The sequence below is a fragment of the Pantoea sp. SYBGC1 genome, from assembly GCF_057197005.1.
The window spans coordinates 992,265-1,018,984 of the sequence record NZ_JBXUNM010000001.1 but is presented as its reverse complement, the minus strand read 5'-3'; the positions used below and the strand labels follow the sequence as shown (position 1 = coordinate 1,018,984).

Sequence of the window (26,720 nt, the reverse complement as noted above, 5' to 3'; positions counted from 1 at the left end):
CCTTATTGCATCTGCATACGCTTTTTTTAGCCAGGTAAATTATGGCCAGTGAGAATCCGACCACACAGCGTGAATATCTGCTGGAGATGACGAATGTCTCGAAATCATTTCCAGGGGTGAAAGCCTTAGATAATGTGAATTTGAAAGTGCGGCCGCACTCCGTCCATGCCTTGATGGGTGAAAACGGCGCCGGAAAATCGACATTATTAAAGTGCTTATTTGGCATCTATAAAAAAGATACAGGGAGTATTCTTTTTCAGGGCCAGGAGATTGACTATAAAAGCTCCAAAGAAGCGCTGGAAAATGGCGTCTCAATGGTGCATCAGGAATTAAACCTCGTGCTGCAGCGCAGCGTGATGGATAATATGTGGCTGGGTCGCTACCCGCGTAAAGGGCCATTTGTCGATCAGGACAAAATGTATCGCGATACCAAAGCGATCTTTGATGAACTCGACATTGATATCGATCCGCGCGATAAAGTGGCGAATCTTTCTGTATCGCAGATGCAGATGATTGAAATTGCCAAAGCGTTCTCCTATGACGCCAAAATAGTCATTATGGATGAACCGACCTCTTCGCTGACGGAAAAAGAAGTTAACCACCTGTTTACGATTATTCGTAAATTAAAAGATCGCGGCTGCGGTATTGTCTATATCTCGCATAAGATGGAAGAGATCTTTCAGCTGTGCGACGAGATAACCATTCTGCGCGACGGACAGTGGATCGCCACTCAGTCGCTGGAAGGGCTGGATATGGATAAGATCATCGCCATGATGGTGGGCCGTTCGCTTAATCAGCGCTTCCCGGATAAGAGCAACGTGCCGGGTGAGGTGATTCTGGAAGTCCGCAACCTGACGTCACTGCGTCAGCCCTCAATTCGCGATATCTCATTTGACCTGCATAAAGGGGAGATCCTCGGTATCGCCGGGCTGGTGGGTGCCAAGCGTACCGATATCGTTGAGACGCTGTTCGGCATTCGCGAGAAGTCGGGCGGAACTATCCGGCTGCACGGCAAAGCGATCAACAACCACAGTGCAAACGAGGCGATCAACCACGGTTTTGCGCTGGTTACAGAAGAGCGTCGCTCCACCGGGATCTACGCCTATCTCGATATCGGCTTTAACTCGCTTATCTCCAATATTAAAAAATATAAATCCAGTATCGGCCTGCTCGATAATAAACGTATGAAGAGCGATACCCAGTGGGTTATTGACTCGATGCGGGTAAAAACGCCAGGTCACCATACGCAGATTGGCTCGCTTTCAGGCGGTAACCAGCAGAAAGTCATTATTGGCCGCTGGCTGCTGACCCAGCCGGAAATATTAATGCTTGATGAACCCACGCGCGGTATTGACGTGGGGGCTAAATTTGAAATTTATCAGCTGATTTCAGAACTGGCCAAAAAAGAGAAGGGCATTATTATTATCTCCTCAGAAATGCCAGAGCTGCTGGGTATAACCGATCGTATTCTGGTCATGAGTAACGGTCAGGTAGCCGGTATTGTCGATACAAAAACGACCTCGCAGAATGAAATCCTGCGTTTAGCGTCATTACACCTTTAATGAAGCAAGGGCTTTAAAATGAAAGCGACTACTAAAAAGAATGCGCTAACCTGGTTAAAAGAGGGCGGTATTTACGTCGTCCTGTTTGTTCTGCTGGCGATTATTATTTTCCAGGATCCGACGTTTTTAAGTTTAATGAACCTGAGTAACATCCTGACGCAATCGTCGGTGCGTATTATTATCGCGCTGGGCGTGGCCGGGCTGATTGTGACTCAGGGTACTGACCTCTCCGCCGGGCGGCAGGTAGGACTGGCGGCGGTAGTGGCGGCGACGCTGCTGCAGTCAATGGATAACGCGAACAAAGTTTTCCCGCATCTGGAAACCATGCCGATTCCGCTGGTTATTCTGGTGGTGTGCATTATCGGTGGCGTGATTGGCCTGGTAAACGGCGTAATCATCGCGTACCTCAAGGTAACGCCGTTTATTACCACGCTGGGTACAATGATCATCGTGTATGGTATTAACTCACTCTACTACGATTTTGTCGGTGCCTCGCCGATTGCCGGCTTCGACGCAGGCTTCTCCACCTTTACCCAGGGTTTCCTGCGCTTTGGTGACTTCAAGCTCTCGTTTATCACCTTTTACGCCATTATCGCTATCGTGTTTGTCTGGATCCTGTGGAACAAAACCCGCTTCGGTAAAAACATTTTTGCGATTGGCGGTAACCCGGAAGCGGCGAAAGTCTCAGGCGTTAACGTGCCGTTCAACCTGATTCTGGTCTATGCCCTGTCAGGGGTGTTCTATGCGTTTGGCGGTCTGCTGGAAGCGGGCCGTATCGGCAGCGCCACCAACAACCTCGGCTTTATGTATGAGCTGGATGCGATTGCGGCCTGCGTGGTGGGCGGCGTCTCCTTCGCCGGCGGTGTGGGTACGGTCGCAGGCGTCGTAACCGGGGTAATTATCTTTACCGTAATCAACTACGGTCTGACTTACATCGGCGTGAACCCTTACTGGCAGTACATCATCAAGGGCGGCATCATTATCTTCGCCGTGGCGCTGGATTCACTGAAATACTCGCGCAAGAAATAAGATTGAGGTAACGGAAAAAGGCTGCGCTGGCGCAGCCTTTTTTTATGGCTGCCGGCCGCAGCAAAGGCTATTTACGCAGCTTCTCTTCCAGCTCCAGCAGCTGTTCAGGCGTGACCGCCGGATAGCTCTGCGCATCTTCCGGCACCGTATGCACTGCCGGAATCGGCACCAGCGGTCCGAGAAAACGCGGCTCGCGCTTCATCAGATAGAGATCGGCCATGGCACCCAGCCGGGCACCGACTTCGCGTGCGCGCACCGACAGCATATTTTTCGGCGAGGGCACGGCATAGCACTGTGCCTGAATGCCAAGGTGCAGCGCAATGTAGAGCGCCCGCTCGCAGTGAAAGCGCTGGGTGATAATAATGAAGTCGTTGGTGTCAAACACCTTGCGCGTGCGCACAATGGAGTCGAGCGTGCGAAAACCGGCATAATCCAGCACGATATCGGCCGGATCGACACCTGCTTTAATCAGATCGCGTCGCATGGTGGCAGGCTCGTTATAGCTCTGCTGGGCGTTGTCGCCGCTCAGCAGCAGATAGTTAACTTTACCGCTGTTGTAGGCGTTGAGCGCGCCCTGCATGCGATAGAGGTAATACTGATTAATGACGCCGGCACGATAATATTTCGCGGTGCCCAGTACCACGCCAACCTGGCGATGCGGCAGCGAAGCGACATCTTCATAGATAAACGGCGCGGTTTTCCAGCTGATCCAGCGATCAAGGCCGAGCGCGGTCGCCACCATCGCTAAGATGATGATGATCAGAGCAAAGAAAACGCGTTTCAGCATGCGCGCGGCAACTCAACAGGCAGGATTCAGGGTGCTTCAAGGCTACTTGAGCCGGGGCGGCTAAGCAAGCTCACCCCGGCTGGCTGATGTTTTTTTCAGCAGCGCCGGATCGAAATCCGGCGCTGAGGCGATCAGATAGAGGTACGGCGGTAGTGACGATACTGCGGCAGCCAGAAGTTGTTGTGAACCGCTTTGGAGAGCACATCCTCCGACGTTACCACGGCAACGCCAGCCAGCTGCGCCGCTTTGCCCACTTCCATCGCGATCAGTTTGGAGACGCCCTGAATATCTTTGATCTCCGGCAGGACCGGACCTTCGCCGTCGTTAACCAGCGGCGAGCAGTCAGCCAGCGCGCGGCTGGCGGTCATCAGCATGGAATCGGTCACGCGCGTTGCGCCCGCGGCAATCACGCCGAGTCCGATGCCCGGAAAGATATAGGAGTTATTGCACTGGGCAATCGGATAGGTTTTGCCTTTCCAGGTCACCGGTGAGAACGGGCTGCCGGTGGCAACCAGCGCGGCACCGTCGGTCCAGGCGATAATATCCGCCGGCGTCGCTTCCACGCGTGACGTCGGGTTAGAGAGCGGCATCACGATAGGGCGTTTGCAGTGCTTATGCATCTCGCGAATGATCTCTTCGGTAAACAGGCCTGGCTGGCCCGATACGCCGATCAGAATATCGGGCTGCGCGTTGCGCACCACATCCAGCAGCGAAATCGTGTCGCTGGTGACGTCCCAGGCTTTCAGGTTGTCACTTTTCTGCACCAGCTTGCTCTGGAAGTCGAGCAGGTTTGGCAACTTGTCGGTAAGCAGACCAAAGCGGTCAACCATCATGACGCGCGAACGCGCTTCATCATCGCTCAGCCCTTCCGATTTCATCTGCGCAATAATCTGTTCAGCAATACCGCAGCCTGCAGAACCGGCACCGAGGAAAACCACTTTCTGCTCGCACAGGCGGCTGCCTGCGGCGCGGCTGGCGGCAATCAGGGTACCAACGGTAACGGCTGCAGTGCCCTGAATATCGTCATTGAAGCAGCAGATCTCATCGCGATAGCGCTGCAGCAGCGGCATGGCGTTCTTCTGCGCAAAATCTTCGAACTGCAGCAGGACGTTTGGCCAGCGACGTTTCACCGCCTGAATAAATTCATTCACAAACGACTCATACTCTTCGCCGGTAATGCGCGGATGGCGCCAGCCCATATAGAGCGGGTCGTTGAGCAGCTGCGGGTTATTGGTTCCGACATCCAGTACCACCGGCAGGGTGTAAGCCGGACTGATGCCGCCGCAGGCGGTATAGAGCGACAGTTTACCAATCGGGATACCCATGCCGCCGATGCCGAGGTCGCCCAGACCCAGAATGCGCTCGCCATCCGTAACCACAATAACTTTAACATTCTGCTTGGTGGCGTTCTGCAGCATGTCTTCGATGCGATCGCGATTGTTGTAGGAGATGAATACGCCGCGCGCGCGACGGTAAATTTCAGAGAAGTGCTCGCATGCCGCGCCCACGGTCGGGGTGTAGATAATCGGCATCATCTCTTCCAGATGATTATCCAGCAGGCGGTAGAACAGGGTTTCGTTGGTATCCTGGATATTGCGCAGATAGACGTGCTTGTCGTTGTTGTTTTTGAAATCCAGGAACTGACGCCAGGCGCGCTCCGCCTGCTCTTCAATGGTCTCAACCGCATCCGGCAGCAGACCATTAAGATTAAATTCGTTTCGCTCTTCCAGAGAGAAGGCGCTGCCTTTATTCAGCAGCGGAAATTCCAGCAGAATCGGACCCGCATAGGGGATATAGAGCGGGCGTTTACTTTCGTACTCGAGTTCCATGCAATGTTTGCTCCGGTTGCAGTGTTTGCTGACGTATCGCTACGAAAAGGTCACGCCAGATCTGATTATTGTAAAGGTCTGGCGCCCGATCCTATGAAAATTCCGGCAGATGTACAGCTTTTGTTAACAGCAGGTCACAAAAGCGGTAAAAGGATCACTAAACGGATGTTTTTGAAACTAAAGTAATCGTCAGCTCGCGGCAGCCGAGCGCGGCCAGCGTCGCCCGCGTGGCGTCCGCCTGCGTCAGCGTACCCTCTGCAGACTCAGCCAGCGCCGCGCGACGGATAGCTTCCAGCGGTTCATGATGCATATTCATCAGGATCAGCGCGGCCTGCAGCGGCGGCAGGCTCGGATTGAAGGCGGCATTCTCTGCATAGCGGCCGCTGTAAATGGCGCCGCTGCGGCTCTCCAGTGCCACGCCGCTGTAGCTGAAGCTGTAAGGCGCATGGCTCTGGCTGGCAGCCCGGATCGCCGCCTGCTGCAGGGCATCGCCGGCAGGGGTAAAGGCGTGGTCAACCGGCGTCATCAGCCGTTCGGTAATATTGAGGTCAGCAGGACCAAATGCATCGGGCAGGTAGTGGGCCAGCGTGTTCACGTCACGGCCCGGCAGACTGATGCGGATCGCCGTGCCGCTGTTCAGCTCATTCATAAACTGACGACAGTGGCCGCACGGCGTGTAGTTAACCGTAATGGCCTCGAGCCCGTTTTCACCGCGCAGCCAGGCGTGGGTAATCGCGCTCTGCTCAGCGTGCACCGTCTGCTGCATTGTGGCGCCGCGAAACTCCATATTCGCCCCAAAATACCAGTGGCCGCTGACGCCGCGTGCGATAGCGCCAACGTTAAAGCGGGAGAGCGGGGCAACCGCACAGCAGGCGGCAAGCGGCAGGAGCGCCAGCGCCAGCGGATCCTCTTCCAGTCCGGTCGCCTGCTGCAGCGCTATCCGCTCATCGGGGCGGAGAACGCCGTGAAAATCGGGCGCGTCCAGCAGCGGCTGCAGCGCCTGCTGCAGGGGCAGCGGCAGGTCGGAGAAAGCGGAGGAGAATCGTGGGTGCATGGTATCAGGCCTCATTAACTCATCAGCGGCGGTGCGCCGCCTGCTGAGTTATATGTGATCCATGTCGCTATGACAATGTAAGCTCATTGAGTTGTTTCAACTTTGCGAGATCTCTCGCAAAGTTTCAGCCAAACCACGCCAGCAGCAGCGGAAAGATAAACGGCGCCAGCAAAGAGGTGATGATGCCGCAGATCACCAGCGCCAGCGAACTGAACGCCCCTTCCTGATAGTCGAGTTCCGCTGCGCGCGCCGTGCCCAGCGCGTGTGACGCGTTGCCAATTGCCAGGCCGCGCGCTGCTTTGCTGCGGATGCGCAGCAGGTTCAGCAGCATGTGCCCGAATACGGCACCAAATACACCGGCGATCAGCACGCAGATAGCGCTGATAGCCGGAATGCCGTGCAGGGAGGCGGAGACCGCCATGGCGATCGGTGTGGTGACCGACTTAGGCAGCAGCGTCGCGGCGATCTCCGGTGTGGCGCCCAGCCACAGCGCCATTGCGGTACCAGAAACCATAGCCGTCATGCTGCCAATAAAGCAGACGCTGATGATCGTTTTCCAGCGCGCGCGGATTTGATGCATCTGCTCATAGAGCGGCAGCGCCAGCGCCACGACCGCCGGCTGCAGCAGCTGATTCAGCAGAGCGCTGCCGGCAAAATAGCGCGTGTAAGGCGTATGCGTCAGCAGCAGCAGCGGGATAATGATCGCCATGGCCACCAGCAGCGGATTAATCAGCGAGATTTTGAGCTTTGCGGCCAGCCAGCGTGCCGCAAACCAGGCCGCCAGCGTCAGCGGCAGGGACCACCAGACGTCACTCATGCGGCTGCTCCGGTTGCGGGCGCTGCAGGCGTTCAGCGCTGAACCCCACTACCACCAGTACCATCAGCGTACTGGTCAGGCAGGAGACCACAATCGGGCCAAACTGCGCGGAGAGCACATCGGTATAGCTGATAACGCCAACGCTTATCGGCACAAACAGCAGCGCCATATAGCGGATCAGCAGCTGGCAGCCGGGCTTGACCCAGTGGACCGGCAGGATCTGCAGTCCGAGCAGTAAAAACAGCAGCAGCATACCGATAATACTGCCAGGGATAGTAAACGGAAGCAGGGCGGCGAGCGCGATACCGGCATAGAGCGCGGCATAGATAATCGTAAAGGCGCGCAGATAGCGCCAGCAGGCAGTTAACACGTCAGGCATCTCCGGCGTCTGTTATCGGTTTACATCATACGCATTACGTGCTTAGCGTGCCAGACGTCACAAAAGCTGGCGCTGAACCAGAAGCTAAAAAAAAGGAGCCCGGGTCCGCAGCGGTATGCAAACGGTGCCCGGATCCGTTGTCAGAAGCGATAGCTGACGCTGATGGCCGCCTGAGTATCAGACCAGCCGTTATCACCCACCTGCTGACCAACAGTGCCTTTCAGGCCGAGACCATTGCTCAGTACCCCGTCCACGCCTACGCGCGCTTCGGCAATATTACGACTGCCCTGTTGTGAAACCACGACATCATCCATGCGCACCGCGTATTCACGACTGTTGTGGATCCAGTTGGCTTCGGTAAACAGGCTGAAGCGGCGGCCGTTGCGATCGTCCTGTGCAGCATGGCTCTTCATAAAGGCTTTAACGCCCAGGCTGCTGCTGACGTTATCCTGACCGCTGCCTTGCACCAGCGTGCCGTTGCGCTCGGTATGGTCATCAGCTTTAATACCCGACCAGCCGATGCGCGCCTGCGGCTGCAGAAAGAAAGCACGGCGCTCGCTCTGCGCCAGCGGAATAACGTAGCCGGAAGAGAGCGAGGCGCTAAACCCTTTAGAGCGATAAGATTCACCCGCTTCATCCTCCCCCTCTACCTGATTGTTAAACCAGCTGTACTGCAGCGTGCTGTCCGCCCACAGGCCTTTTTCATCGGTCCCTTCGGCAAACCAGGTACCATATATACCGGTGGTATAGCCATTGATCTGGCCGCGGGCGCGGTAGCCGGTGATCCCGGATGCACTATTGCTTTTGCTGTTGCCATAGCCCGCCATCAGGCCGACGCGGGCAGCGTCAGTAGCGGCAATATCGCCGCCGAGCAGGGTCACTACGCTGTTGGCGCGGGTGCGCAGCTGGCCGTCACCGGCGTGCTGACGACTGCGATCGCCGGCGACGCGCAGCCAGAGTGACGTGTACTGCTGTTCGCCGGTCAGCGGATCGAGGTACCAGGTGCCCTGACGATCGCTCATACGGGTATCGAACAGCGTAGATGCAGTGGCGAGGTTAGCAGCATAAGCGCCGCCTTCCGGGCGTAGTACTGCCACGCTTTCCCCGCCGCCGCCGTTATCACCGCCGCCGCCGTTATCACCGCCACTGCCGTTATCACCGCCACTACCGTTATCACCGCCACTACCGTTGTCGCCACCGCCACCGCTGCCGTTATCGCCACCGCCGCCGTTGTCGCCGCCGTCGCCGATAATCGGCAGGCCCGTTTCCAGATTAACGCGATTGGTCAGGTACCAGTTTTTATTACCGCGCAGCAGGCGATATTCATAGGCGCCCGCTACAATGCGTCCCTGCTGACGGAATGCGCTGCTGTCGGCGCTGCCCTGCACTTCAATCAGCTCAATGCCGTTATAGGTTTGCGCGCCGCGTCCGCCAAGGTTATTCACGGCGATATTGGTGGTACCGCTGGCGTCGCCGGTGACCACCAGTCGATCGGTACGGGCATTGTCATCATCAAGCTCGGTGCCGAATATCAGAGTGCCGTCGTTACCGGTGTAATTACCATCGACGGTAAGGACATTACCGGCAGCGGCGCCGGCAAGCCGGATAGTACCGGCATTGGTGGTGTCGCCCAGCGTCTGACGGTAGCCGTTCAGATCCAGCTCACCGTTGCTGCCAATATTCCATGCGGAGGCTGTGCTAAAGGTATTGTCTGCACCCGCCCGCAGAGTCCCCCCCGTTACGGTAGTGCTCCCTGAGTAGCTATTGAGGCCAGAGAGTGTCGTTACCCCGGATGTCACCACGACATCCCCTGTACCGGTTACAGGCGAAGCAAAATTATAATTCGCATCGGTGTGGTTAAAATTCACCAGTGCGCGCGAGGTGGGTGAGGAGGCGAGCGTAATTTCCCTGGCATTGACGCGCCCGGCGCTATCGGCAACGTAACCATTAATGTTGCCGACAGAGAGCATTGAGGGCGCAGTGGTGCTATTACCGCTTATCAAAAGGCTATCAGCTGCCAGCGTGGCCCCGTTCTGTACCAGTACTATGCCGGTACTCGCCAGCTGTCTGGCCACCGCTAGCGTGGTGCCGTTCAGTAACAGGTTACCGCTATTACTTACGCTGCCTGCCGACGCGGTTGCGTCGTTCAGAATTTGTAATGTTCGAAGGTTAGTAAGCTGATTAGTGACCCGCAGAGCAGTATTATTACCACTCACGCTAAATACCGGGCCATTATTGTATACCGTACCTGCTGTAACACTGGCGCCGTCGGTAAACCGAATCTGACCGTTATTATTACTGAGCGTGTCAGCGCTGAGAGTGGCGCCCGATCCCACCGCCAGCGTGCCCCGGTTAACCAGCCCGTTTATCACATTCAGTGTGACACCGCGCCCGGTAACGGTCAGTGCGCCGCTGCCATCATAGCCATTCGCGATATTAACCCGGGTGCCGGCAGCCGCACCCTGAACAATAACCTTACCGCCATTATTAATTATCGATCCAATCTGCTGGCTGTAACCGTTGGTATCCAGCGTACCTTTAGAGCGAATTTCAAATGTGGCATTCTGCCCCAGTGCATTTGGCGCGCCGGAAAGCAGCGTCGCATAGTTTTGTGTCCAGCCATTGCCGATCAGGTAGGAGCCTGAGAAGTTACCGCTCTTTGCCAGCGTGGTGCTACCTTCTCTGACATAAATTTCTCCCTCTCCTGCTGTATTACTGAGAAGGCTGGCATTAAAACTATAATTATTACTGTTGTGTGAAAAGTTAATAAATGAGGTATCAGCAAGCGTTACGGATGAAGCAGAAACCGCACCTGGAGCAGGCGCGACTCCCGTAACAGAACCTCCAATTAAAAAAAGAGGATAAACGCAGCAAAATGTCATTCGCACTTAGCAATGCACCGTTGCCGACAATAATTGCCACATTTCTATCTGTTGTCAGCGTGCCAAGCGTTGCGCGCGTACCGGTTCCTGACAGTGTCAGATCTCCTTCACCTGCAAACCTCAGGCTGTTAGCCGTAAGCTGGCTGCCGCTGGTAATAAACATACCGCCAACGCCGGGTGACGTTTCAGTTGCGGTGATGTCGTTGCGGGCATCTATCCAGTCAGCACCGTTAGCGGGCGGAGAAGAAGTGGTGCCCGTAACGTTACCCTTATAGGTAATGGTGGCAAATGCGGTGCCCGGGGTGGTTACAGCCCCGGCAATAGCAAGCGCCAGTACAGAGAGGTTAAACAATTTATGGCTCATGATTCCGGGTCCTCTAATGTCGATACGTTATGAGCTCCAGTCTGAGCCGGGATATTTTGCTGCGAGGGTTAATGCTGCTGACAGGAAAACGGTATTCAATAGTAATTCCCTGTTAAAATATAGCAGGCAATAAAATAGTTAAAGCGCTTCATCATATTAAAATAAAAACAGAGACTTGGAATGAAATTATTATTTTTTGCACTTCCAGCTAAATTTTTTTGTAAAGGATATTCTGCTTTCGGTACAACAGGGATATGTTTCCTCTGTTTTCCGGGCAGATAATCAGGATGCCATAATAAAACAGAATAGTTATATGATTTGGTCATCAGAAACAATCTTGTATTTGCAAGGCAGTTCACAGGCTTATGCTATAACTGGCGTTAGCGCAAACAGGTTGTTCTTAGGCTGCATTGCAGAAAATTGATTATCTGGCTGTATCGCGTTGTCTGAGTAATGGGATTAAAAAAAAGCCCTCTCAGAGGAGAGGGCTGAAAAGCGATTACTTAACCGGCATGCCTGGCTGTGCGCCGCTGTCCACCGAGAGCACAAACAGATCGCTGCCGCCTGAGCCGGCTGAGAGTACCATCCCTTCCGATACGCCAAAGCGCATCTTACGCGGTGCCAGGTTAGCCACGATAATGGTCATCTTACCCACCAGTACCGAAGGATCGGGGTAGGCAGCACGAATGCCGGAGAAGATTTGACGCTTCTCACCGCCGAGATCGAGCTGCAGGCGCAGCAGCTTGTCTGAACCCTCAACCAGCTCCGCCTGCTCAATCAGCGCCACGCGCATATCGACTTTGGCGAAATCATCAATGGTGATGGTGTCGCCAATCGGTGCGTCAGCAAGCGGGCCGCTCACCGCAGGCTGACTGGCCGCCGCCGCATCCTCTTTCGATGCCTCAATCAGCGCCTCCACTTTTGCCATCTCAATGCGGCCATAGAGCGCTTTGAACGGTGCCACGCTGTGATTCAGCAGCGGCTGCGCGATGCCATCCCAGCTCAGTTCGCTCTGCAGAAACGCCTCGGCGCGCTCGCTCAGTGATGGCAGTACCGGCTTCAGCCAGGTCATCAGCACGCGGAACAGGTTGATGCCCATCGAGCAGATCGCCTGCAGATCAGCGTCGCGGCCTTCCTGTTTCGCCACCACCCACGGTGCCTGCTCATCAACATAACGGTTCGCCAGATCGGCCAGCGTCATGATCTCACGGATAGCGCGGTTATATTCACGGTTTTCCCACGCCTCGCCAATCTTCTCTGATGCGTCCACAAACGTCTGATACAGCGCCGGATCGGCGAGTTCAGCGGCCAGCTCACCGTTAAAGCGTTTGGTGATAAAACCGGCGTTGCGCGAAGCCAGGTTAACGACTTTGTTCACCACATCAGCGTTAACGCGCTGCACGAAATCTTCCAGATTCAGGTCGATGTCATCAATGCGCGAAGAGAGCTTGGCCGCGTAGTAGTAGCGCAGGCTGTCGGCATCAAGATGCTTCAGCCAGGTGCTGGCTTTGATAAAGGTGCCGCGCGATTTTGACATCTTCGCGCCGTTTACCGTGACATAGCCATGCACAAACAGGTTGGTCGGCTTGCGGAAACCGCTGCCTTCCAGCATTGCCGGCCAGAACAGGCTGTGGAAATAGACGATATCTTTACCGATAAAGTGATAAAGCTCGGTCGCAGAATCTTTCTGCCAGAACTCGCTGAAGTCGATATCGCCGCGCTTGTCGCACAGATTCTTAAACGAGCCCATGTAGCCGATTGGCGCATCCAGCCAGACATAGAAATATTTGCCCGGTGCATCCGGGATCTCAAAGCCAAAGTAGGGCGCATCACGGGAGATATCCCACTGCTGCAGTCCCGACTCAAACCACTCCTGCATCTTATTGGCGACCTGCTCCTGCAGCGCGCCGGAACGCGTCCACGCCTGCAGCATCTCGCTGAACGCCGGCAGATCAAAGAAGAAGTGTTCAGAATCACGCAGTACCGGCGTAGCGCCGGATACCACTGACTTTGGCTCAATCAGCTCGGTCGGGCTGTAGGTGGCGCTGCACACTTCGCAGTTATCGCCATACTGATCGACCGCTTTACATTTCGGGCAGGAGCCTTTCACAAAGCGATCGGGCAGGAACATCCCTTTTTCCGGATCGTAGAGCTGCGAAATGGTGCGCTTCTTAATAAAGCCATTTTCATTCAGACGCGTGTAGATCACCTCAGCCAGCTGACGATTCTCTTCGGCATGCGTTGAGTGATAGTTGTCATAGCTGATATTAAAGCCGGCGAAGTCAGTTTCATGCTCCTGCTTCATATCGGCGATCATCTGCTCCGGCGTGATGCCCAGCTGCTGTGCTTTCAGCATAATCGGCGTGCCGTGCGCATCGTCTGCGCAGATGAAGTAAACCTGGTTGCCACGCATTCGCTGGTAACGGACCCATACATCAGCCTGGATATGTTCCAGCATGTGACCAAGATGGATAGAGCCGTTTGCGTACGGCAGGGCGCACGTTACCAGTAATTTTTTAGCGACTTGAGTCATAATTTGCGTAGCTTTCCGTTAATGAAAAATCGGGGTTAGATGTTAACCGAAGCACCCTCCGGCGTAAACACAGGAGGCGCGTCGCGCTCTTTTTCGCGCTGCTCTGATATGATTGACCTTATACCGCTACATTCTGGCGTCATGATGAAATAAGGAGAGGGGATGAGTACACAATCCCGGGATTATCATTCACCTGAAGCGTTGCGTGCCGTGGTCAGCGGCGTGCTGAGCGCATTTACGCACCCTACGCTGCAGCAAAATCTCACTACGCTGAAAGCGCTGCGGCACGTGGCGCTGCTGGATGAAAAACTGCATATCGAGCTGGTTATGCCGTTTATCTGGCGCAGCGCGTTTGAGGATCTCAAAGCGCAGGTGAGCGCGGAGCTGCTGCGGCTGACGCAGGCGCGCGCGATCGACTGGCGTCTGCGTCACGATATCGCCACCCTGAAGCGGGTAAAAAATCAGCCGGGCGTGAACGGCGTGAAGAATATTATTGCGGTCAGCTCCGGCAAAGGCGGCGTCGGCAAGTCGAGCACGGCGGTTAACATGGCGCTGGCGCTGGCCGCCGAAGGGGCGCGCGTGGGGCTGCTGGATGCGGATATTTATGGTCCCTCCATTCCAGACATGCTGGGAACGGAAGCGGAGCGTCCGACATCGCCTGACGGCACGCACATGGCACCGATTATGGCGCATGGGCTCGCGACCAACTCAATTGGCTATCTGGTTACGGATGATAATGCGATGGTGTGGCGCGGACCGATGGCGAGCAAGGCGCTGCTGCAGCTGCTCAATGAGACGTTGTGGCCCGACCTCGACTATCTGGTTCTCGATATGCCGCCCGGCACCGGCGATATCCAGCTGACACTGGCGCAGAGCGTACCGGTCACCGGCGCCGTGGTAGTGACCACGCCGCAGGATATCGCGCTGCTGGACGCGCGCAAAGGCATTGTGATGTTTGAAAAAGTGGCGGTGCCGGTGCTGGGGGTGGTGGAGAACATGAGCATGCATATCTGCAGTGAGTGTGGCCACCATGAGCCTATTTTCGGCACCGGCGGCGCTGAGCGGCTGGTGCAGGATTATCACACCCGCCTGCTGGCACAGCTGCCGCTGCATATTCACCTGCGGGAAGACCTGGATGACGGGACGCCTACGGTGATCCGCCGGCCAGAGAGCGAGTTTACCACCCTCTATCGCCAGCTGGCGGGGCGTGTAGCCGCTCAGCTCTACTGGCAGGGCGAGGTGATCCCGGGCGATATCGCCTTTCGGGCGGTATAACTCACGCCGTTTCGCTGGCGCGCCCCGCCAGCGGATAGTGCATCAGCACATAGGTACCCTGTTCGCCTTCGCCGCTGGCGACGCGCTGCCAGCCGTGATGCTGGTAGAACGCCAGCGCAGCCCGGTTCGCAGCCAGACATTTCAGCGCGCCGGTTGAGGTAAAGCGTGCCGTAACCTGCTGCAGCAGCGCGCTGCCCACACCCTGACCCTGATACGCCGGGTCAACATAGAGGCTGTGCAGGAAATTGTCGTTGTCCAGAATACCGGCAAAGCCCGCGCGTTCGCCGTTTATCTCCGCTACCAGCACCGTTTCGCCCAGGATCACCGCATCAAAATCCTCCAGCTGCCACGCATCACCGTTAAGCCACGTCCAGCTGTGCCGGCGCGCGGCGAGAAACAGCGTGCGCAGAAACGGGCGATCGCTCTCCTGAAAAGATCGGATATTCACCTACGGGGTCTCCTGAATCGCAAGCATCGCTTATGGCACGCGGTCATGCGTACCAGCCTGTAAAAAAAATAGCAGTTTTGCCGCATTCTGAGAAAGCCTGTTATCGCCGCCGCTTTTCTGTGTAGAATGCCGCGGCAAGCCGCACCGGATCTGGTCTCGCTGCATTGATAGCTTTTGTTTATCTGAGTGATAACGTCTGCGTATTAGCACCTGGCCTGAAAAAACTGTAGCCTGCATCACATCTTTTTAACGGAGGTCACTATGTCAATCATTAACACCAAAATTAAACCGTTCAAAAACGCAGCGTTCAAAAACGGCGAATTCATCGACGTAACCGAGAAAGACGTTGAAGGTAAATGGAGTGTTTTCTTCTTCTACCCGGCTGACTTCACCTTCGTATGCCCGACCGAACTGGGTGACGTTGCAGACCACTACGAAGAGTTCCAGAAACTGGGCGTAGATATCTACTCCGTTTCTACTGACACGCACTTTACCCACAAAGCCTGGCACGGTTCTTCCGAGACCATCGGCAAGATTCAGTATGCCATGATCGGCGATCCAACCGGCGCGCTGACCCGCAACTTTGAAATTATGCGTGAGGCAGAAGGTCTGGCCGATCGCGGTACGTTCATCGTTGACCCGGAAGGCATCATCCAGGCGATCGAAATCACCGCTGAAGGCATTGGCCGCGACGCCTCTGACCTGCTGCGCAAAGTGAAAGCTGCACAGTACGTGGCTTCTCACCCAGGCGAAGTTTGCCCGGCTAAATGGAAAGAGGGCGACGCCACGCTGGCTCCGTCACTGGACCTGGTCGGTAAAATCTAAGTTACCTGACGCCATTCGGTCTCTTTTTTATCGGGTGCTGCGGCACCCGATTTTCTTCACAGGAACTCACTATGCTCGACACCAATTTAAAAACCCAGCTTAAGGCTTACCTTGAGAAACTAACGAAACCGGTTGAGTTGATTGCTACCCTGGATGAGGGCACAAAATCTGCTGAGATCCGTACGCTGTTAGCAGATATTGCCGCGCTCTCTGACAAAGTCAGCTTCCGTGAAGAGAACGATCGTCCGGTACGCAAACCGTCGTTTCTGATCACCAACCCAGGCAGCCAGAGCGGTCCGCGCTTTGCCGGCTCGCCGATGGGCCATGAATTTACGTCACTGGTGCTGGCGCTGCTCCAGACCGGTGGACACCCCTCTAAAGAGGCGCAGAGTCTGCTGGATCAGGTGATGTCATTTGATACCGATCTGCACTTTGAAACCTACTACTCGCTCTCCTGCCACAACTGTCCGGATGTGGTGCAGGCGCTGAACCTGATGGCGGTACTGAATCCGCGTATCAGCCACACCGCTATTGATGGTGGCGTGTTCCAGAATGAAATTACCGAGCGCAACGTCATGGGCGTGCCGGCCGTCTATCTGAACGGCAAAGAGTTTGGGCAGGGCCGCATGAGCCTGGCCGAAATCGTCGGAAAAGTTGATACCAACGCTGACAAGCGTGCGGCAGAAGAGCTGAACAAGCGTGACGCGTATGAAGTCCTGATTATCGGCAGTGGTCCGGCAGGCGCCGCAGCGGCTATCTACTCCGCGCGTAAAGGTATTCGTACCGGCCTGATGGGCGAGCGTTTTGGCGGTCAGGTACTGGATACGGTAGATATTGAAAACTACATCTCCGTGCCAAAAACGGAAGGGGCGAAGCTGGCGGGATCACTGCGCGCGCACGTTGATGATTACGCCGTGGATGTGATTGACACTCAGAGCGCCATTAAACTGATCCCCGCCGCGCAGGAAGGGGGATTGCACGCCATTGAAACCGCTTCCGGCGCGGTGCTGAAATCACGCAGCATCATCATCGCCACCGGTGCGCGCTGGCGCAACATGGGCGTACCGGGCGAGGATCAGTATCGCACCAAAGGCGTGACCTACTGCCCGCACTGCGACGGCCCGCTGTTTAAAGGCAAGCGCACCGCGGTTATCGGCGGCGGTAACTCTGGCGTGGAAGCGGCCATCGATCTGGCCGGTATTGTTGAGCACGTTACCCTGCTGGAGTTTGCCGGCGAGATGCGCGCTGACAAAGTGCTGCAGGATAAACTGCGCAGCCTGAAAAATGTCGACGTGATCCTCAACGCCCAGACCACCGAAGTTAAAGGCGACGGCAGCAAAGTCACCGGGCTGGCGTATCTGGATCGCACCACCCAGACCACGCACGAGCTGGCGCTGAGCGGCATCTTTGTTCAGATTGGTCTGCTGCCTAATACTGGCTTCCTTGAAGGCGCGGTCGAGCGCAACCGCATGGGTGAAGTGATTATCGATGCGAAGTGCGAAACCAGCCTGAAAGGCGTATTTGCCGCCGGCGACTGCACCACGGTGCCGTATAAGCAGATTATCATCGCCAGCGGCGAGGGCGCTAAAGCGTCACTCAGCGCCTTTGATTATCTGATCCGCACCCAGCCTGCACAGTAAAATCCGCTGTCCGGCCCGCGCCCCGCACCTTGCTGCGGGGCTTTTTTTTGCGCTGAATCAGCCGAGCCAGCGGCGCGCTTCGCTATCGCTGAGGTCGCGGTAGTAGAGCTTATGCAGCTGTACACCACAGCTGCGGCAGCGCGCGGTGATAAAGGTAGCCTGACAGTGACGTCCGGCAGGATTCAGGACGCCGTGGCGGCTGATCTCAATCTGATGCCAGCGGTGAGCGTGCGGAATAAGGTGGCGCAGCAGGTTAAGCATGGTGATATCCGGCAGGGTGATCCGGCAGCAGATTAAGCATGCAGCCGCGTTGCCGCGGCTTGCGCTGTATCAATAAACCGGTCACTCCAGCGCTCTGTCTGCTTCTGCTACCGCGCAGATCAAGCTTTCTGCTCGCTGCGGCTTGCGTCAGGCGATCGCTTCCCCTAAGCTGCCGGTGTGTCGTAACAGACACCATGACTCGGGGTGCCCTTCTTTGTGAAGGCTGAGAAATACCCGTATTACCTGATCTGGATAATGCCAGCGTAGGGAAGTCAGATGCCTGCGCGCATTCGCCTTCCTGTACGCCTGACAGGAGCGCTATGATGACCCATCCTTCCTCTGTTTTACCGCGCGGCTTGCCCCGTATCAATGCCCTGACCATTGCCGGCACCGATCCCAGCGGCGGCGCGGGCATTCAGGCCGATCTCAAAACCTTTTCCGCACTCAGCGCCTACGGCACCAGCGTTATTACCGCGCTGGTGGCGCAAAACACCTGTGGCGTACAGTCGGTCTGTTACATTTCACCGGCGTTTGTCGCCGCCCAGCTGGATTCGGTGCTGAGCGATATCCGTATCGATACGGCAAAAATCGGCATGCTGGCAGAGAGCGCTATCGTGGAAGTGGTGGCAGAGAAACTGGCGCGCGCGCGGCTGCCGTTTGTGGTGCTGGATACGGTAATGATTGCCAAAAGCGGCGATGCGCTGCTGGCGCCAGAGGCGGTGGCGGCAATGCGTGAGCGGCTGCTGCCGCAGGTTTCGCTGATCACGCCCAATCTGCCGGAAGCCGCGGCGCTGCTGGAAACAACACCTGCCCGCGATGAGCGCGCCATGCAGCAGCAGGGGGAGGGGCTGCTCGATCTCGGCTGTGCCGCGGTGCTGATGAAGGGGGGACATCTGGAGGATGCGGAAAGCCCGGACTGGCTGATTACCCGCAGCGGACGCTTCCGCTTTACGGCCCCGCGCGTAGCGACGCGTCACACTCACGGCACCGGCTGTACCCTTTCGGCGGCGCTGGCAGCGCTGCGGCCGCGGCATGAGAGCTGGGCTGATACGGTGACGGCGGCAAAAGGCTGGCTGCAGCAGGCGCTGCTGCAGGCCGATTCGCTGGAGGCAGGAAAGGGCATCGGGCCGGTACACCACTTTCATCACTGGTGGTAGGGCGGGTGCAGCGGGCGGATAACACGCAGGCATAAAAAAAGCAGCCTTACAGGCTGCTCTTTTTAAGAATCTGGCTCCTCTGACTGGACTCGAACCAGTGACATACGGATTAACAGTCCGCCGTTCTACCGACTGAACTACAGAGGAATTGTGTGGAACGGGGCGCATAATATCGGGCAGCCTGCTGCGTGTCAAAGCCCTTTTGCAAAATTTTTACTGACTGCTGAATAAACCGCCACCGCCTGACTTAATGTGAGGAATATCACCAAAGTACTGCAAGATTACAGCGGGATTTGTTGATTTTGTCGTGTGCTCCACATCAATGATCACAGATATTTCATTTCGCCATTGTGGCGCCAAAAAATGAAACATATATTCCGCGAAACCTCCTCCACTTTTCACGGGTGCAGCATGAACAGAGTCAGAATCGGAATGATCGGCAGCGGATATATCGGGCGGTGTCACGCTATCGCCTATGCGCAGGCACCCACGGTGTTTGCCCTGAAAGGTGAGATCGTGCGGGAGATGCTGGCTGAAGTCGATCCGGCACTGGCGGCAAAGCAGGCGGCCACGTTTGGCTTCGCCCGCTCCACCGGCGACTGGCGCGAGCTGGTCAGCGATCCGCAGATCGACGTTGTCGATATCTGCGCGCCCAACTTCCTGCATAAAGAGATGGCGCTGGAGGCGATCCGCCACGGCAAACATGTCTACTCGGAAAAGCCGCTGTCGCTGAGCGTGGCGGATGCAGAGGAGATGGTGCAGGCGGCAGAGCGGGCGGGTGTAAAAACGCTGGTGGGTTTTAATTACATGAAAAATCCGACCAGCCAGCTGGCGCGGGAGATCATTGCGCGCGGCGAGATTGGTGAAGTGGTGCATTTTTACGGCACGCATAATGAAGATTACCTCGCCAGCCCGCAGACGCCGCTGGACTGGCACTGTCAGAAAAAACTGGCAGGGCTGGGCGCGCTCGGCGATCTGGCCGCGCATATCGTCAATATGGCGCACTATCTGGTGGGCGACATTGAGGAGGTCAGCGGCGATATGATGACGGTAATCGCGCAGCGCCCCGACCCTAAAGATCCCGCGCGTCTGCTGCCGGTTGAGAACGAGGATCAGGCCAGCGCGCTGCTGCGCTTCAGCAATGGCGCGCACGGCGTGATTGAAACCTCACGCATTGCCTGTGGCAGCAAGATGGGGCTGACCTATGTGGTCACCGGCACCCGGGGTACGCTGCGCTATACCCAGGAGCGCATGGCCGAGCTGGCGCTTTATATCCACGATGAACCTGCCGGACGACAGGGCTTTAAAACGCTGCTCACCGGACCGGCGCATCCCGACTACGCCAGCTTCTGCGTCTCCGCCGGGCACGGTATCGGGTTTAACGATCAGAAAACCGTGGAGATCCGCGATCTGATCAATGGCATTGCGGCAGGCGATCGCATGTGGCCAGACTTTGCCGAAGGGCTACAGGTACAGAAGGTGCTGGAAGCCATTGCGATTTCGGCGGCCGAGCGGCGCTGGATGAAGGTATAACCCGGAAGGTTAAGCGGTTTGCCCGGTAAACCACCGGGTGCGCATCAATGCGCACCCGGTGATACGTGCGTCGTCAGGCCAGCAGCGCGCACTGTGGCGGCAGGCGACAGCTGAGCGCGCCTGGCAGCACATCAATGGTAAATTCGCTGCCGCTGAGCGGCTCACCGTCCAGATTAAACGTCATCTCATGCGGCGAACGAATAGTCAGCGAGTCGAGCTGAGCCGACACAATATTAGGGTTTTCATCATCGCGCGTCAGCGAATGCAGCAGCGTGGGCAGCAGCTCCTGCGCGGTAACGATGCTGAGGTTAAGCTGACCATCGTTTATCAGCGCATCGGGGCAGAGGCGCTGCCCGCCACCCGCCTGGCGACCGTTACCGATACCGATAACCAGCGCATCACCCTGCCAGCTGAAGCCAGGCCCGCTGATTTCGCAGCTGTCAGGTTTCAGCGCATCCACGCGCATCAGGCCGTGAATAAAGTAGGAGACGCCACCCAGCGCGGACTTCAGTTTCTCCGGCGTTTCAGTGGTAATACGCGTACCAAAGCCGCCGGTCGCCATATTGATAAAGTAGCGGTCGCCATTCACCCGCGCCAGATCGATAGCGGTGGCTTTGCCCACCACGGCAAGGCGCAGCGCCGGCTCCATCTCCGCCGGAATGCCCACGCTGGTGGCAAAATCGTTGGCGGTGCCCAGCGGCAGAATGCCGAGTACCGGACGGGAGGCCTCAGGTATCGCGGCCAGCGCGGTGGCAATCTCATTTATGGTGCCGTCGCCGCCGCCTGCAACAACGGTTTCCGCCTGCAGAGCAACCGCTTCCTGTACATAGCGATCGCCATCACCTTTTTCCCAGGTGACGCGCACGGCCAGATTAAAGCCCTCTTCGCGCAGCGTATCAACGGCCGCGCGCAGATCTTCATTGCCGGCGCCTTTTCCATTCAGGATCAGCAGCGTGAGCGGTGTAGTGTGCATCTTCAGTTCCTTGAAACGTGAGACAGGGATGTGGTTATAGCATAGCTGCGGCGGGAACTTTATCGGCAGGCGCTGAAAAAAGAAAACCCGCGCGGGGGAGCCGGGCGGGTAAATGAGGTGGTTCCTGGTCGTGCACGCTGGATATTGTTACTCATTAGCAGCAGGCGGGATTCTAAAGCGCGGCGCTGTGACCGTCTGTGATCCTGTTCTAACTTCGCCGCCTTTTTTTCATTTTGTGCGATTTTTGCCGTGCGGATCGCTGGTGGTATTGCCTTCAGGAAGATTACGCAGCAGCAGCGCAAAGCGAAGATCCACCTCTGCCGGCACCGGGATCCAGACCCGATGACCGTCGCCGGGCGCGACAGTGACCGCCTCGCCGCGATCGTTTTCCATCGCCTCCAGCGTGCAGGTCAGATTGCCCTGGGGCGTCATAATCTCTGCCGCATCGCCCTGCAGGAACTTGTTTTTCACCGCAATCTGCGCCCGGTCGCCGCGCCGCTCGCCGGTGAATTCGCCCACAAACTGCTGACGTTCAGAAACGGAAAAGCCCTGCTCATAGTTCTGGTAGCTGTCGTGGGTGTGACGCCGCAGGAAACCCTCGGTATAGCCACGGTGCGCCAGACCTTCCAGCGTAGCGAGCAGTGAAGTATCAAAAGGTTTACCCGCTGCGGCGTCGTCAATCGCGCGGCGATAGACCTGCGCGGTGCGCGCACAGTAGTAGAACGATTTGGTACGCCCTTCAATTTTCAGCGAATGCACGCCCATTGCGCTCAGCCGTTCCACATGCGCCACCGCACGCAAATCTTTTGAGTTCATGATGTAGGTGCCGTGCTCATCCTCAAACGCGCTCATCACTTCGCCCGGTTTCATCTTCTCTTCCAGCAGAAACAGCCGGTCGGTTGGCGCAGGGTGGTCAGGCACCGCAGCGGGCTGTTCTGCCGGTTCATGGATACCGGTAATATTGCCGACCTCATCCTGCTGGCCTTCGGAGACCTTATACGCCCAGCGGCAGGCGTTGGTGCAGGTGCCCTGGTTTGGATCGCGCTTGTTGAGATAGCCGGAGAGCAGGCAGCGACCGGAGTAGGCCATGCAGAGCGCGCCGTGGACAAAAATCTCCAGCTCTATCTCTGGCACCTGCGTGCGGATCTCCGCAATCTCCTCCAGCGACAGCTCGCGTGACAGAATGACGCGCGTCAGCCCCATCTGTTGCCAGAATTTCACCGTGGCCCAGTTGACGGCGTTGGCCTGCACGGAAAGGTGGATCGGCATCGCCGGAAACGCCTCGCGCACCAGCATAATCAGTCCCGGATCGGACATGATCAGCGCGTCGGGCTGCATCGCCACCACCGGTGTAAGGTCGCGAATAAAGGTTTTCAGTTTGGCGTTATGCGGCGCGATATTGACCACCACATAGAACTTTTTACCCAGCGCGTGCGCTTCGGCGATCCCCTGCGCCAGGTTGCCGTGCGTAAATTCATTATTGCGGACGCGCAGACTATAGCGCGGCTGGCCGGCATAAACGGCGTCAGCGCCATAGGCAAAGGCGTAGCGCATATTTTTCAGCGTTCCCGCCGGGGAGAGCAGTTCAGGTTTAAACATGGAAGACTCACTGATGTCAGGTCAGCTGACCATCGCGGATGGCCACAGCAGAAGCCGCGGCGTGCGGCTCTGCAAAAGAGGCGGAAATTGTAGGCAGGGTGCGAAGTGAAGTAAATTGATCGGGATCAATAACAGGCTACGCCAGCCGGCACATATCCGCTTCCCAGCGATAGCCGATGCCATATACCGCACGGATAAACGGCTGATCGGCGTCCAGCGCCTCAAGCTTGCGGCGCAGGTTCTTGATATGGCTGTCTATGGTGCGGTCAGTTACCACGCGGTAATCATCATAAAGCTGATTGAGCAGCTGCTCGCGGGAAAAGACTTTGCCTGGCTCCAGCGACAATGTTTTCAGCAGGCGGAACTCCGCCGGCGTCAGCTCCAGCGGCGCAGTTCGCCAGCTGGCCTGAAAGCGGCCCTCATCAATCAGCAGCAGCGACGCCTGCTGCGCCTCTTCCGGCGATTTAAGCACGCGCCGCAGAATCGTTTTCACCCGCGCCACCACTTCGCGCGGGCTGAATGGCTTACAGATATAGTCATCCGCGCCGGTTTCCAGCCCCAGCAGGCGATCAATCTCTTCGGTTCGGGCGGTGACCATAATAATCGGCAGATCGGAGTGACGGCGTATCTCGCGGCACAGCGTCATGCCGTCGCAGCCAGGCAGCATCAGATCGAGCAGCATCAGCGCTGGCGTAGTGTGCTGCAGCCAGGCCTGTACCTCGCCGCCATTGGCAATATGATGCGTGCGGTAGTTTGACGCCTGCAGATAATCGATCATCAGCTGCGCCAGTTTGGGTTCATCTTCAACAACAAGAATTAGTGGATCGCTATTTTCCGGGCTCATACGGGCTTTCTACTGGGGAACATAGGGCAAGTTTAGCCTGATTTGCACGCCACCTAAATCAGAGTGCTCCGCAGAAATCGTGCCGCCGTGCGCCTCGACGATATTTTTACAGATAGCCAGCCCCAGACCGGACCCTCCGCTGGCGCGATTGCGGGAGTTTTCCGCACGGAAAAAGCGCTCAAACAGCTGCGCCTGCTGCGCTGCCGCCACGCCGGGCGCGCTGTCATCAATACAGAGCAGCCACTGATTCTCCTGCTGTCGCATGGTGATGCGGACCTCGCCACCGGGATGGGTATAGCGCAGGCTGTTTTCCAGCAGATTCGTAAACAGCTGCATCAGGCGGTCAGGATCGCCAAAGCTGCTGGCTTCAGCAGGCAGCTGCAGCTGCAGCGTCAGCTGGTGCGTGCGATAACGTCCGGCAAAGCTGCCGGCGATAACCTCCAGCAGGTTAACCAGATCCAGCGGCTGTTTGCGGTAGGCGAGGGCGCCCGCATCGGAGAGCGAAAGCTGATGCAGGTCATCCACCAGCTTGGTCAGCACCACGACTTCACTCTGCAGCGAGCTTATCGCCTCAGGCGTGACCGGCCGGACGCCATCCTGAATCGCTTCCAGTTCACCGCGCAGGATCGCCAGCGGCGTGCGCAGCTCATGGGAGATATCCGCCATGAACGCGCGGCGGTTACTCTCATTTTTCTCCAGCGACTGCGCCAGCTGATTAAAGTCGCGCGCCAGCTGACCAATTTCATCACCGCTATCCACCTCAACCCGGGTAGCAAATTTTCCCGCCGCCAGCTGATGGGTGCCCTCTACCAGCCGTTTAACCGGCGCCAGCAGGCCGCGTGCCAGCAGCCAGGTGACCAGCGCCGCCAGCAGAGTGGAGAGTGTGACGATCATCCAGTTGGTCTGGCGCTGCTGCCGGTCAAAATTGATGTCGGTGCTGCGCGTCAGGTTTTCCGCCGGCGAGGCAATCACCCAGCCGACAATTTTGCCGCTGCTGGTGGTAATGTTGCGCCGCGATCCTTTTGGCGGGATCGGGGCGCGCGGGCCTGACAGCACCTTATATTGCTGATCGATGATCCAGAACTGCGTGCGCCAGCCGTGCGGCGGCAGCGGGTTGTGGCTGCCTGGATTCTGCTCCAGCGAGCGCAGAATAGTGAAGATCAGCCGATCGTTCTGGCGCAGAAAATCCCAGCTGCCGTGCTGCTCATACTGATCTGCCAGCGCATCACTCAGCAGCGTCAGCCGCTGTTCGTTGCCTTTTTTAATGTAGTCAACAAAGCCATGCTCAAAGCTGAGCCGTACGCCCCAGTGCATCGTGATGATGACCAGCATGCAGGTGCCAAAAATCGCCATAAAGAGTTTGGCGCCAATGCCGGGCCGGAAACGCGCCATCACTTTTTACTCCTGGTTCTGAGATCAACATTTTTACTGAGTGCTTCCGGTACCCGCCAGAACACCAGCGCCGGCAGGGCGATGACGACCACCATGCAGAGCCAGGTCCAGGCAAACGTCTGCTGCGCCATGTCGCTGCCCGCGGCAGCCTGCTGGCCAAACGCGCCGAGCAGCAGACCCGCCAGCGTGACGCCGATACTCATTGACAATTGCATAATCATCGACAGCAAGCTGTTGCCGCCGGAGGCGAGATCATCCGGCAGATCTTTCAGCGTCAGGGTATTCATAGCGGAAAAACGCAGGGCATTGACCATGCCGAGCAGCAGTAATACCAGCGGCAGGAGCCAGATCCAGCCAGCCAGCGCGACCACAGCAAACAGCGCCACCACCAGCGCCAGCGCCAGCGTGCTTCCCACCAGCACGCGGCGATAGCCAAACAGGTTAACAATGCGCACCACCACCCGCTTGATGCCCATATTTCCCAGCACCATCGGGATCATCATTAACCCGGCGTGAAACGGCGTAAAGCCAAGACCCACCTGCAGAAATACCGGCGTCATAAACGGCAGCATGCCGCTGCCGATGCGCCCGGTAAAGCTGCCCAGCAGACCAATCGAATAGAGGCGGTTATCAAACAGGCGCAGGCTGAACAGCGCGTTGTCATTATGGCGGCCATGCATCAGATAAAACAGCAGCGACAGCACGCCCGCCAGAATCAGGATGCCGGGCAGCAGCGCGCCGCTGCCGCCGCCATCCAGCGCCAGCGTCAGCGCCGCCATGCCGGCCGCCAGCAGCAGAAAACCGGCAAAATCAAACCGGCGCGTCTGCATGGTGTAGTTCGGCATCAGCATCAGCGTGGCGACAGCACCAATAATGCCGACCGGAATATTGATAAGGAAAATCCAGTGCCAGCTGGCGTACTCAACCAGCACGCCGCCGAGGGCCGGACCGAGCAGCGGGCCAATCTGGCCCGGCAGGGTCACAAAGGTCATGGCGGACATATATTGCTCGCGCGGCACAATTTTCATGACCGTTAAGCGGCCCACCGGCACCATCATTGCGCCACCGATGCCCTGAACCACGCGCGCCGCTACCAGCTGGTTAAGCGTGGCAGACAGGGCGCAGAACAGCGATCCGATGCTGAACAGCACAATCGCGCTGAAAAAGATGTTACGCACGCCAAAGCGGTCAGCCAGCCAGCCGCTCAGCGGCAGCATCACCGCAACCGTCAGAACGTAAGAGACGATAACGGAATGCATATGCAGCGGGCTGACGCCAAGATCGCGCGCCATGGAGGGCAGCGCAGTGTTGACAATAGTGGTATCCAGCGTTTGCATAAAAAAGCCAAACGCCACAATCCACAGCTGCCAGCGTACCGTAGTGGCAGGTTTGTTCATCTTCTCTCCTCCAGCATAAGGCGCGTTCGGTTGCCAGGGGCGCATAAATGCGCCCCCTACGGAAACCGGATGTTCCTCGCAGGGGCGGCATTAATGGCGCCCTGGTTCCGTGCGCGTTCGGTTGCCAGGGGCGCATTAAT

Annotated in this window: 23 protein-coding genes, 1 tRNA gene and 1 riboswitch; of the genes, 7 read left to right on the top strand and 17 right to left on the bottom strand. The window is 57.0% G+C overall.

Going from position 1 to position 26,720, the window contains the following annotated elements; all coding sequences use genetic code 11:
* Nucleotides 1-41: 41 nt before the first annotated feature.
* Together mglA and mglC are read left to right on the top strand one after the other, a co-directional pair.
* Nucleotides 42-1,562, top strand: a complete 1,521-nt coding sequence (gene mglA / locus AC2CF9_RS04745) for a galactose/methyl galactoside ABC transporter ATP-binding protein MglA (protein WP_071668024.1) — start codon at nucleotides 42-44, stop codon at nucleotides 1,560-1,562.
* An 18-nt stretch (nucleotides 1,563-1,580) separates the two neighbouring features.
* A complete protein-coding gene (gene mglC / locus AC2CF9_RS04740; RefSeq protein ID WP_039385433.1) occupies nucleotides 1,581-2,591 on the top strand; it encodes a galactose/methyl galactoside ABC transporter permease MglC in 1,011 nt (336 codons plus the stop codon).
* Between the two features lie 67 nt (nucleotides 2,592-2,658).
* Here the strand turns inward: mglC and sanA are convergent, their stop codons facing one another.
* The 9 genes from sanA to metG all read right to left on the bottom strand — a co-directional run bounded on the left by sanA (nucleotide 2,659) and on the right by metG (nucleotide 13,236).
* Nucleotides 2,659-3,378: an outer membrane permeability protein SanA gene (gene sanA / locus AC2CF9_RS04735; protein ID WP_094111868.1), complete on the bottom strand. Its 720-nt coding sequence runs from the start codon at nucleotides 3,376-3,378 to the stop codon at nucleotides 2,659-2,661.
* A gap of 131 nt (nucleotides 3,379-3,509) precedes the next feature.
* A complete protein-coding gene (locus AC2CF9_RS04730) occupies nucleotides 3,510-5,207 on the bottom strand; it encodes an NAD-dependent malic enzyme (protein ID WP_150016488.1) in 1,698 nt (565 codons plus the stop codon).
* Nucleotides 5,208-5,364: 157 nt separating this feature from the next.
* A complete protein-coding gene (gene cdd, locus AC2CF9_RS04725) occupies nucleotides 5,365-6,261 on the bottom strand; it encodes a cytidine deaminase (RefSeq protein WP_484556362.1) in 897 nt (298 codons plus the stop codon).
* A gap of 124 nt (nucleotides 6,262-6,385) precedes the next feature.
* A complete protein-coding gene (locus AC2CF9_RS04720; RefSeq protein WP_150016486.1) occupies nucleotides 6,386-7,078 on the bottom strand; it encodes a CidB/LrgB family autolysis modulator in 693 nt (230 codons plus the stop codon).
* Entirely contained in the window at nucleotides 7,071-7,457 is a 387-nt protein-coding gene (locus tag AC2CF9_RS04715) for a CidA/LrgA family protein (protein WP_150016485.1), read from the bottom strand. The genes AC2CF9_RS04720 and AC2CF9_RS04715 overlap by 8 nt, the downstream gene beginning before the upstream one ends.
* Before the next feature lie 140 nt (nucleotides 7,458-7,597).
* Nucleotides 7,598-10,339 (bottom strand): autotransporter outer membrane beta-barrel domain-containing protein, encoded by a 2,742-nt coding sequence (locus AC2CF9_RS04710; protein WP_484556444.1) that lies wholly within the window; start codon nucleotides 10,337-10,339, stop codon nucleotides 7,598-7,600.
* A complete protein-coding gene (locus tag AC2CF9_RS04705; RefSeq protein ID WP_484556361.1) occupies nucleotides 10,236-10,703 on the bottom strand; it encodes a hypothetical protein in 468 nt (155 codons plus the stop codon). The genes AC2CF9_RS04710 and AC2CF9_RS04705 overlap by 104 nt, the downstream gene beginning before the upstream one ends.
* 95 nt (nucleotides 10,704-10,798) lie before the next feature.
* Nucleotides 10,799-11,029 (bottom strand): hypothetical protein, encoded by a 231-nt coding sequence (locus tag AC2CF9_RS04700; protein WP_484556360.1) that lies wholly within the window; start codon nucleotides 11,027-11,029, stop codon nucleotides 10,799-10,801.
* Between the two features lie 173 nt (nucleotides 11,030-11,202).
* On the bottom strand, nucleotides 11,203-13,236 hold the full coding sequence (gene metG / locus AC2CF9_RS04695) for a methionine--tRNA ligase (RefSeq protein WP_484556359.1): 2,034 nt from the start codon (nucleotides 13,234-13,236) through the stop codon (nucleotides 11,203-11,205).
* A 162-nt stretch (nucleotides 13,237-13,398) separates the two neighbouring features.
* Here metG and apbC point away from each other — a divergent pair, with 162 nt between their 5' ends.
* A complete protein-coding gene (gene apbC / locus AC2CF9_RS04690; RefSeq protein WP_150016481.1) occupies nucleotides 13,399-14,511 on the top strand; it encodes an iron-sulfur cluster carrier protein ApbC in 1,113 nt (370 codons plus the stop codon).
* Nucleotide 14,512: 1 nt separating this feature from the next.
* Here the strand turns inward: apbC and AC2CF9_RS04685 are convergent, their stop codons facing one another.
* Nucleotides 14,513-14,959 (bottom strand): GNAT family N-acetyltransferase, encoded by a 447-nt coding sequence (locus AC2CF9_RS04685; RefSeq protein WP_150016480.1) that lies wholly within the window; start codon nucleotides 14,957-14,959, stop codon nucleotides 14,513-14,515.
* A gap of 261 nt (nucleotides 14,960-15,220) precedes the next feature.
* On the opposite strand from AC2CF9_RS04685, the gene ahpC reads away from it, so the two are divergent.
* Both ahpC and ahpF read left to right on the top strand, forming a co-directional pair.
* A complete protein-coding gene (gene ahpC / locus AC2CF9_RS04680) occupies nucleotides 15,221-15,784 on the top strand; it encodes an alkyl hydroperoxide reductase subunit C (protein WP_039385421.1) in 564 nt (187 codons plus the stop codon).
* Between the two features lie 71 nt (nucleotides 15,785-15,855).
* A complete protein-coding gene (gene ahpF / locus AC2CF9_RS04675) occupies nucleotides 15,856-17,424 on the top strand; it encodes an alkyl hydroperoxide reductase subunit F (RefSeq protein ID WP_484556358.1) in 1,569 nt (522 codons plus the stop codon).
* A gap of 57 nt (nucleotides 17,425-17,481) precedes the next feature.
* On the opposite strand, the gene AC2CF9_RS04670 is transcribed toward ahpF, so the two are convergent.
* Complete coding sequence (locus AC2CF9_RS04670; protein WP_484556357.1) at nucleotides 17,482-17,685, bottom strand: hypothetical protein; 204 nt, start codon at nucleotides 17,683-17,685, stop codon at nucleotides 17,482-17,484.
* Nucleotides 17,686-17,875: 190 nt separating this feature from the next.
* Nucleotides 17,876-17,972, top strand: a riboswitch (TPP riboswitch).
* A gap of 69 nt (nucleotides 17,973-18,041) precedes the next feature.
* Between AC2CF9_RS04670 and thiD the strand changes: the two genes are divergently transcribed.
* A complete protein-coding gene (thiD, locus tag AC2CF9_RS04665) occupies nucleotides 18,042-18,842 on the top strand; it encodes a bifunctional hydroxymethylpyrimidine kinase/phosphomethylpyrimidine kinase (protein WP_150016634.1) in 801 nt (266 codons plus the stop codon).
* A 71-nt stretch (nucleotides 18,843-18,913) separates the two neighbouring features.
* On the opposite strand, the gene AC2CF9_RS04660 is transcribed toward thiD, so the two are convergent.
* Nucleotides 18,914-18,989: transfer RNA gene (locus AC2CF9_RS04660), tRNA-Asn, on the bottom strand.
* 264 nt (nucleotides 18,990-19,253) lie between these two features.
* On the opposite strand from AC2CF9_RS04660, the gene AC2CF9_RS04655 reads away from it, so the two are divergent.
* On the top strand, nucleotides 19,254-20,375 hold the full coding sequence (locus AC2CF9_RS04655) for a Gfo/Idh/MocA family protein (protein ID WP_150016478.1): 1,122 nt from the start codon (nucleotides 19,254-19,256) through the stop codon (nucleotides 20,373-20,375).
* 73 nt (nucleotides 20,376-20,448) lie between these two features.
* Here AC2CF9_RS04655 and yegS read toward each other — a convergent pair whose 3' ends face one another.
* The 5 genes from yegS to mdtD form a co-directional block, all read right to left on the bottom strand.
* On the bottom strand, nucleotides 20,449-21,348 hold the full coding sequence (gene yegS, locus AC2CF9_RS04650; protein WP_150016477.1) for a lipid kinase YegS: 900 nt from the start codon (nucleotides 21,346-21,348) through the stop codon (nucleotides 20,449-20,451).
* Between the two features lie 228 nt (nucleotides 21,349-21,576).
* Nucleotides 21,577-22,947 carry a prephenate-dependent tRNA uridine(34) hydroxylase TrhP gene (gene trhP, locus AC2CF9_RS04645; protein WP_484556356.1) on the bottom strand — a complete coding sequence of 457 codons (1,371 nt, stop codon included), beginning with the start codon at nucleotides 22,945-22,947 and terminating at the stop codon, nucleotides 21,577-21,579.
* 136 nt (nucleotides 22,948-23,083) lie between these two features.
* The gene (baeR, locus tag AC2CF9_RS04640) at nucleotides 23,084-23,791 is read right to left on the bottom strand and encodes an envelope stress response regulator BaeR (protein ID WP_484556355.1); all 708 of its coding nucleotides are present in this window, start codon (nucleotides 23,789-23,791) and stop codon (nucleotides 23,084-23,086) included.
* Nucleotides 23,792-23,800: 9 nt separating this feature from the next.
* Nucleotides 23,801-25,183 carry an envelope stress sensor histidine kinase BaeS gene (baeS, locus tag AC2CF9_RS04635; RefSeq protein ID WP_150016633.1) on the bottom strand — a complete coding sequence of 461 codons (1,383 nt, stop codon included), beginning with the start codon at nucleotides 25,181-25,183 and terminating at the stop codon, nucleotides 23,801-23,803.
* On the bottom strand, nucleotides 25,183-26,625 hold the full coding sequence (mdtD, locus tag AC2CF9_RS04630; protein WP_484556354.1) for a multidrug transporter subunit MdtD: 1,443 nt from the start codon (nucleotides 26,623-26,625) through the stop codon (nucleotides 25,183-25,185). Before mdtD ends, baeS begins: the two co-directional genes overlap by 1 nt.
* Nucleotides 26,626-26,720: the final 95 nt, after the last annotated feature.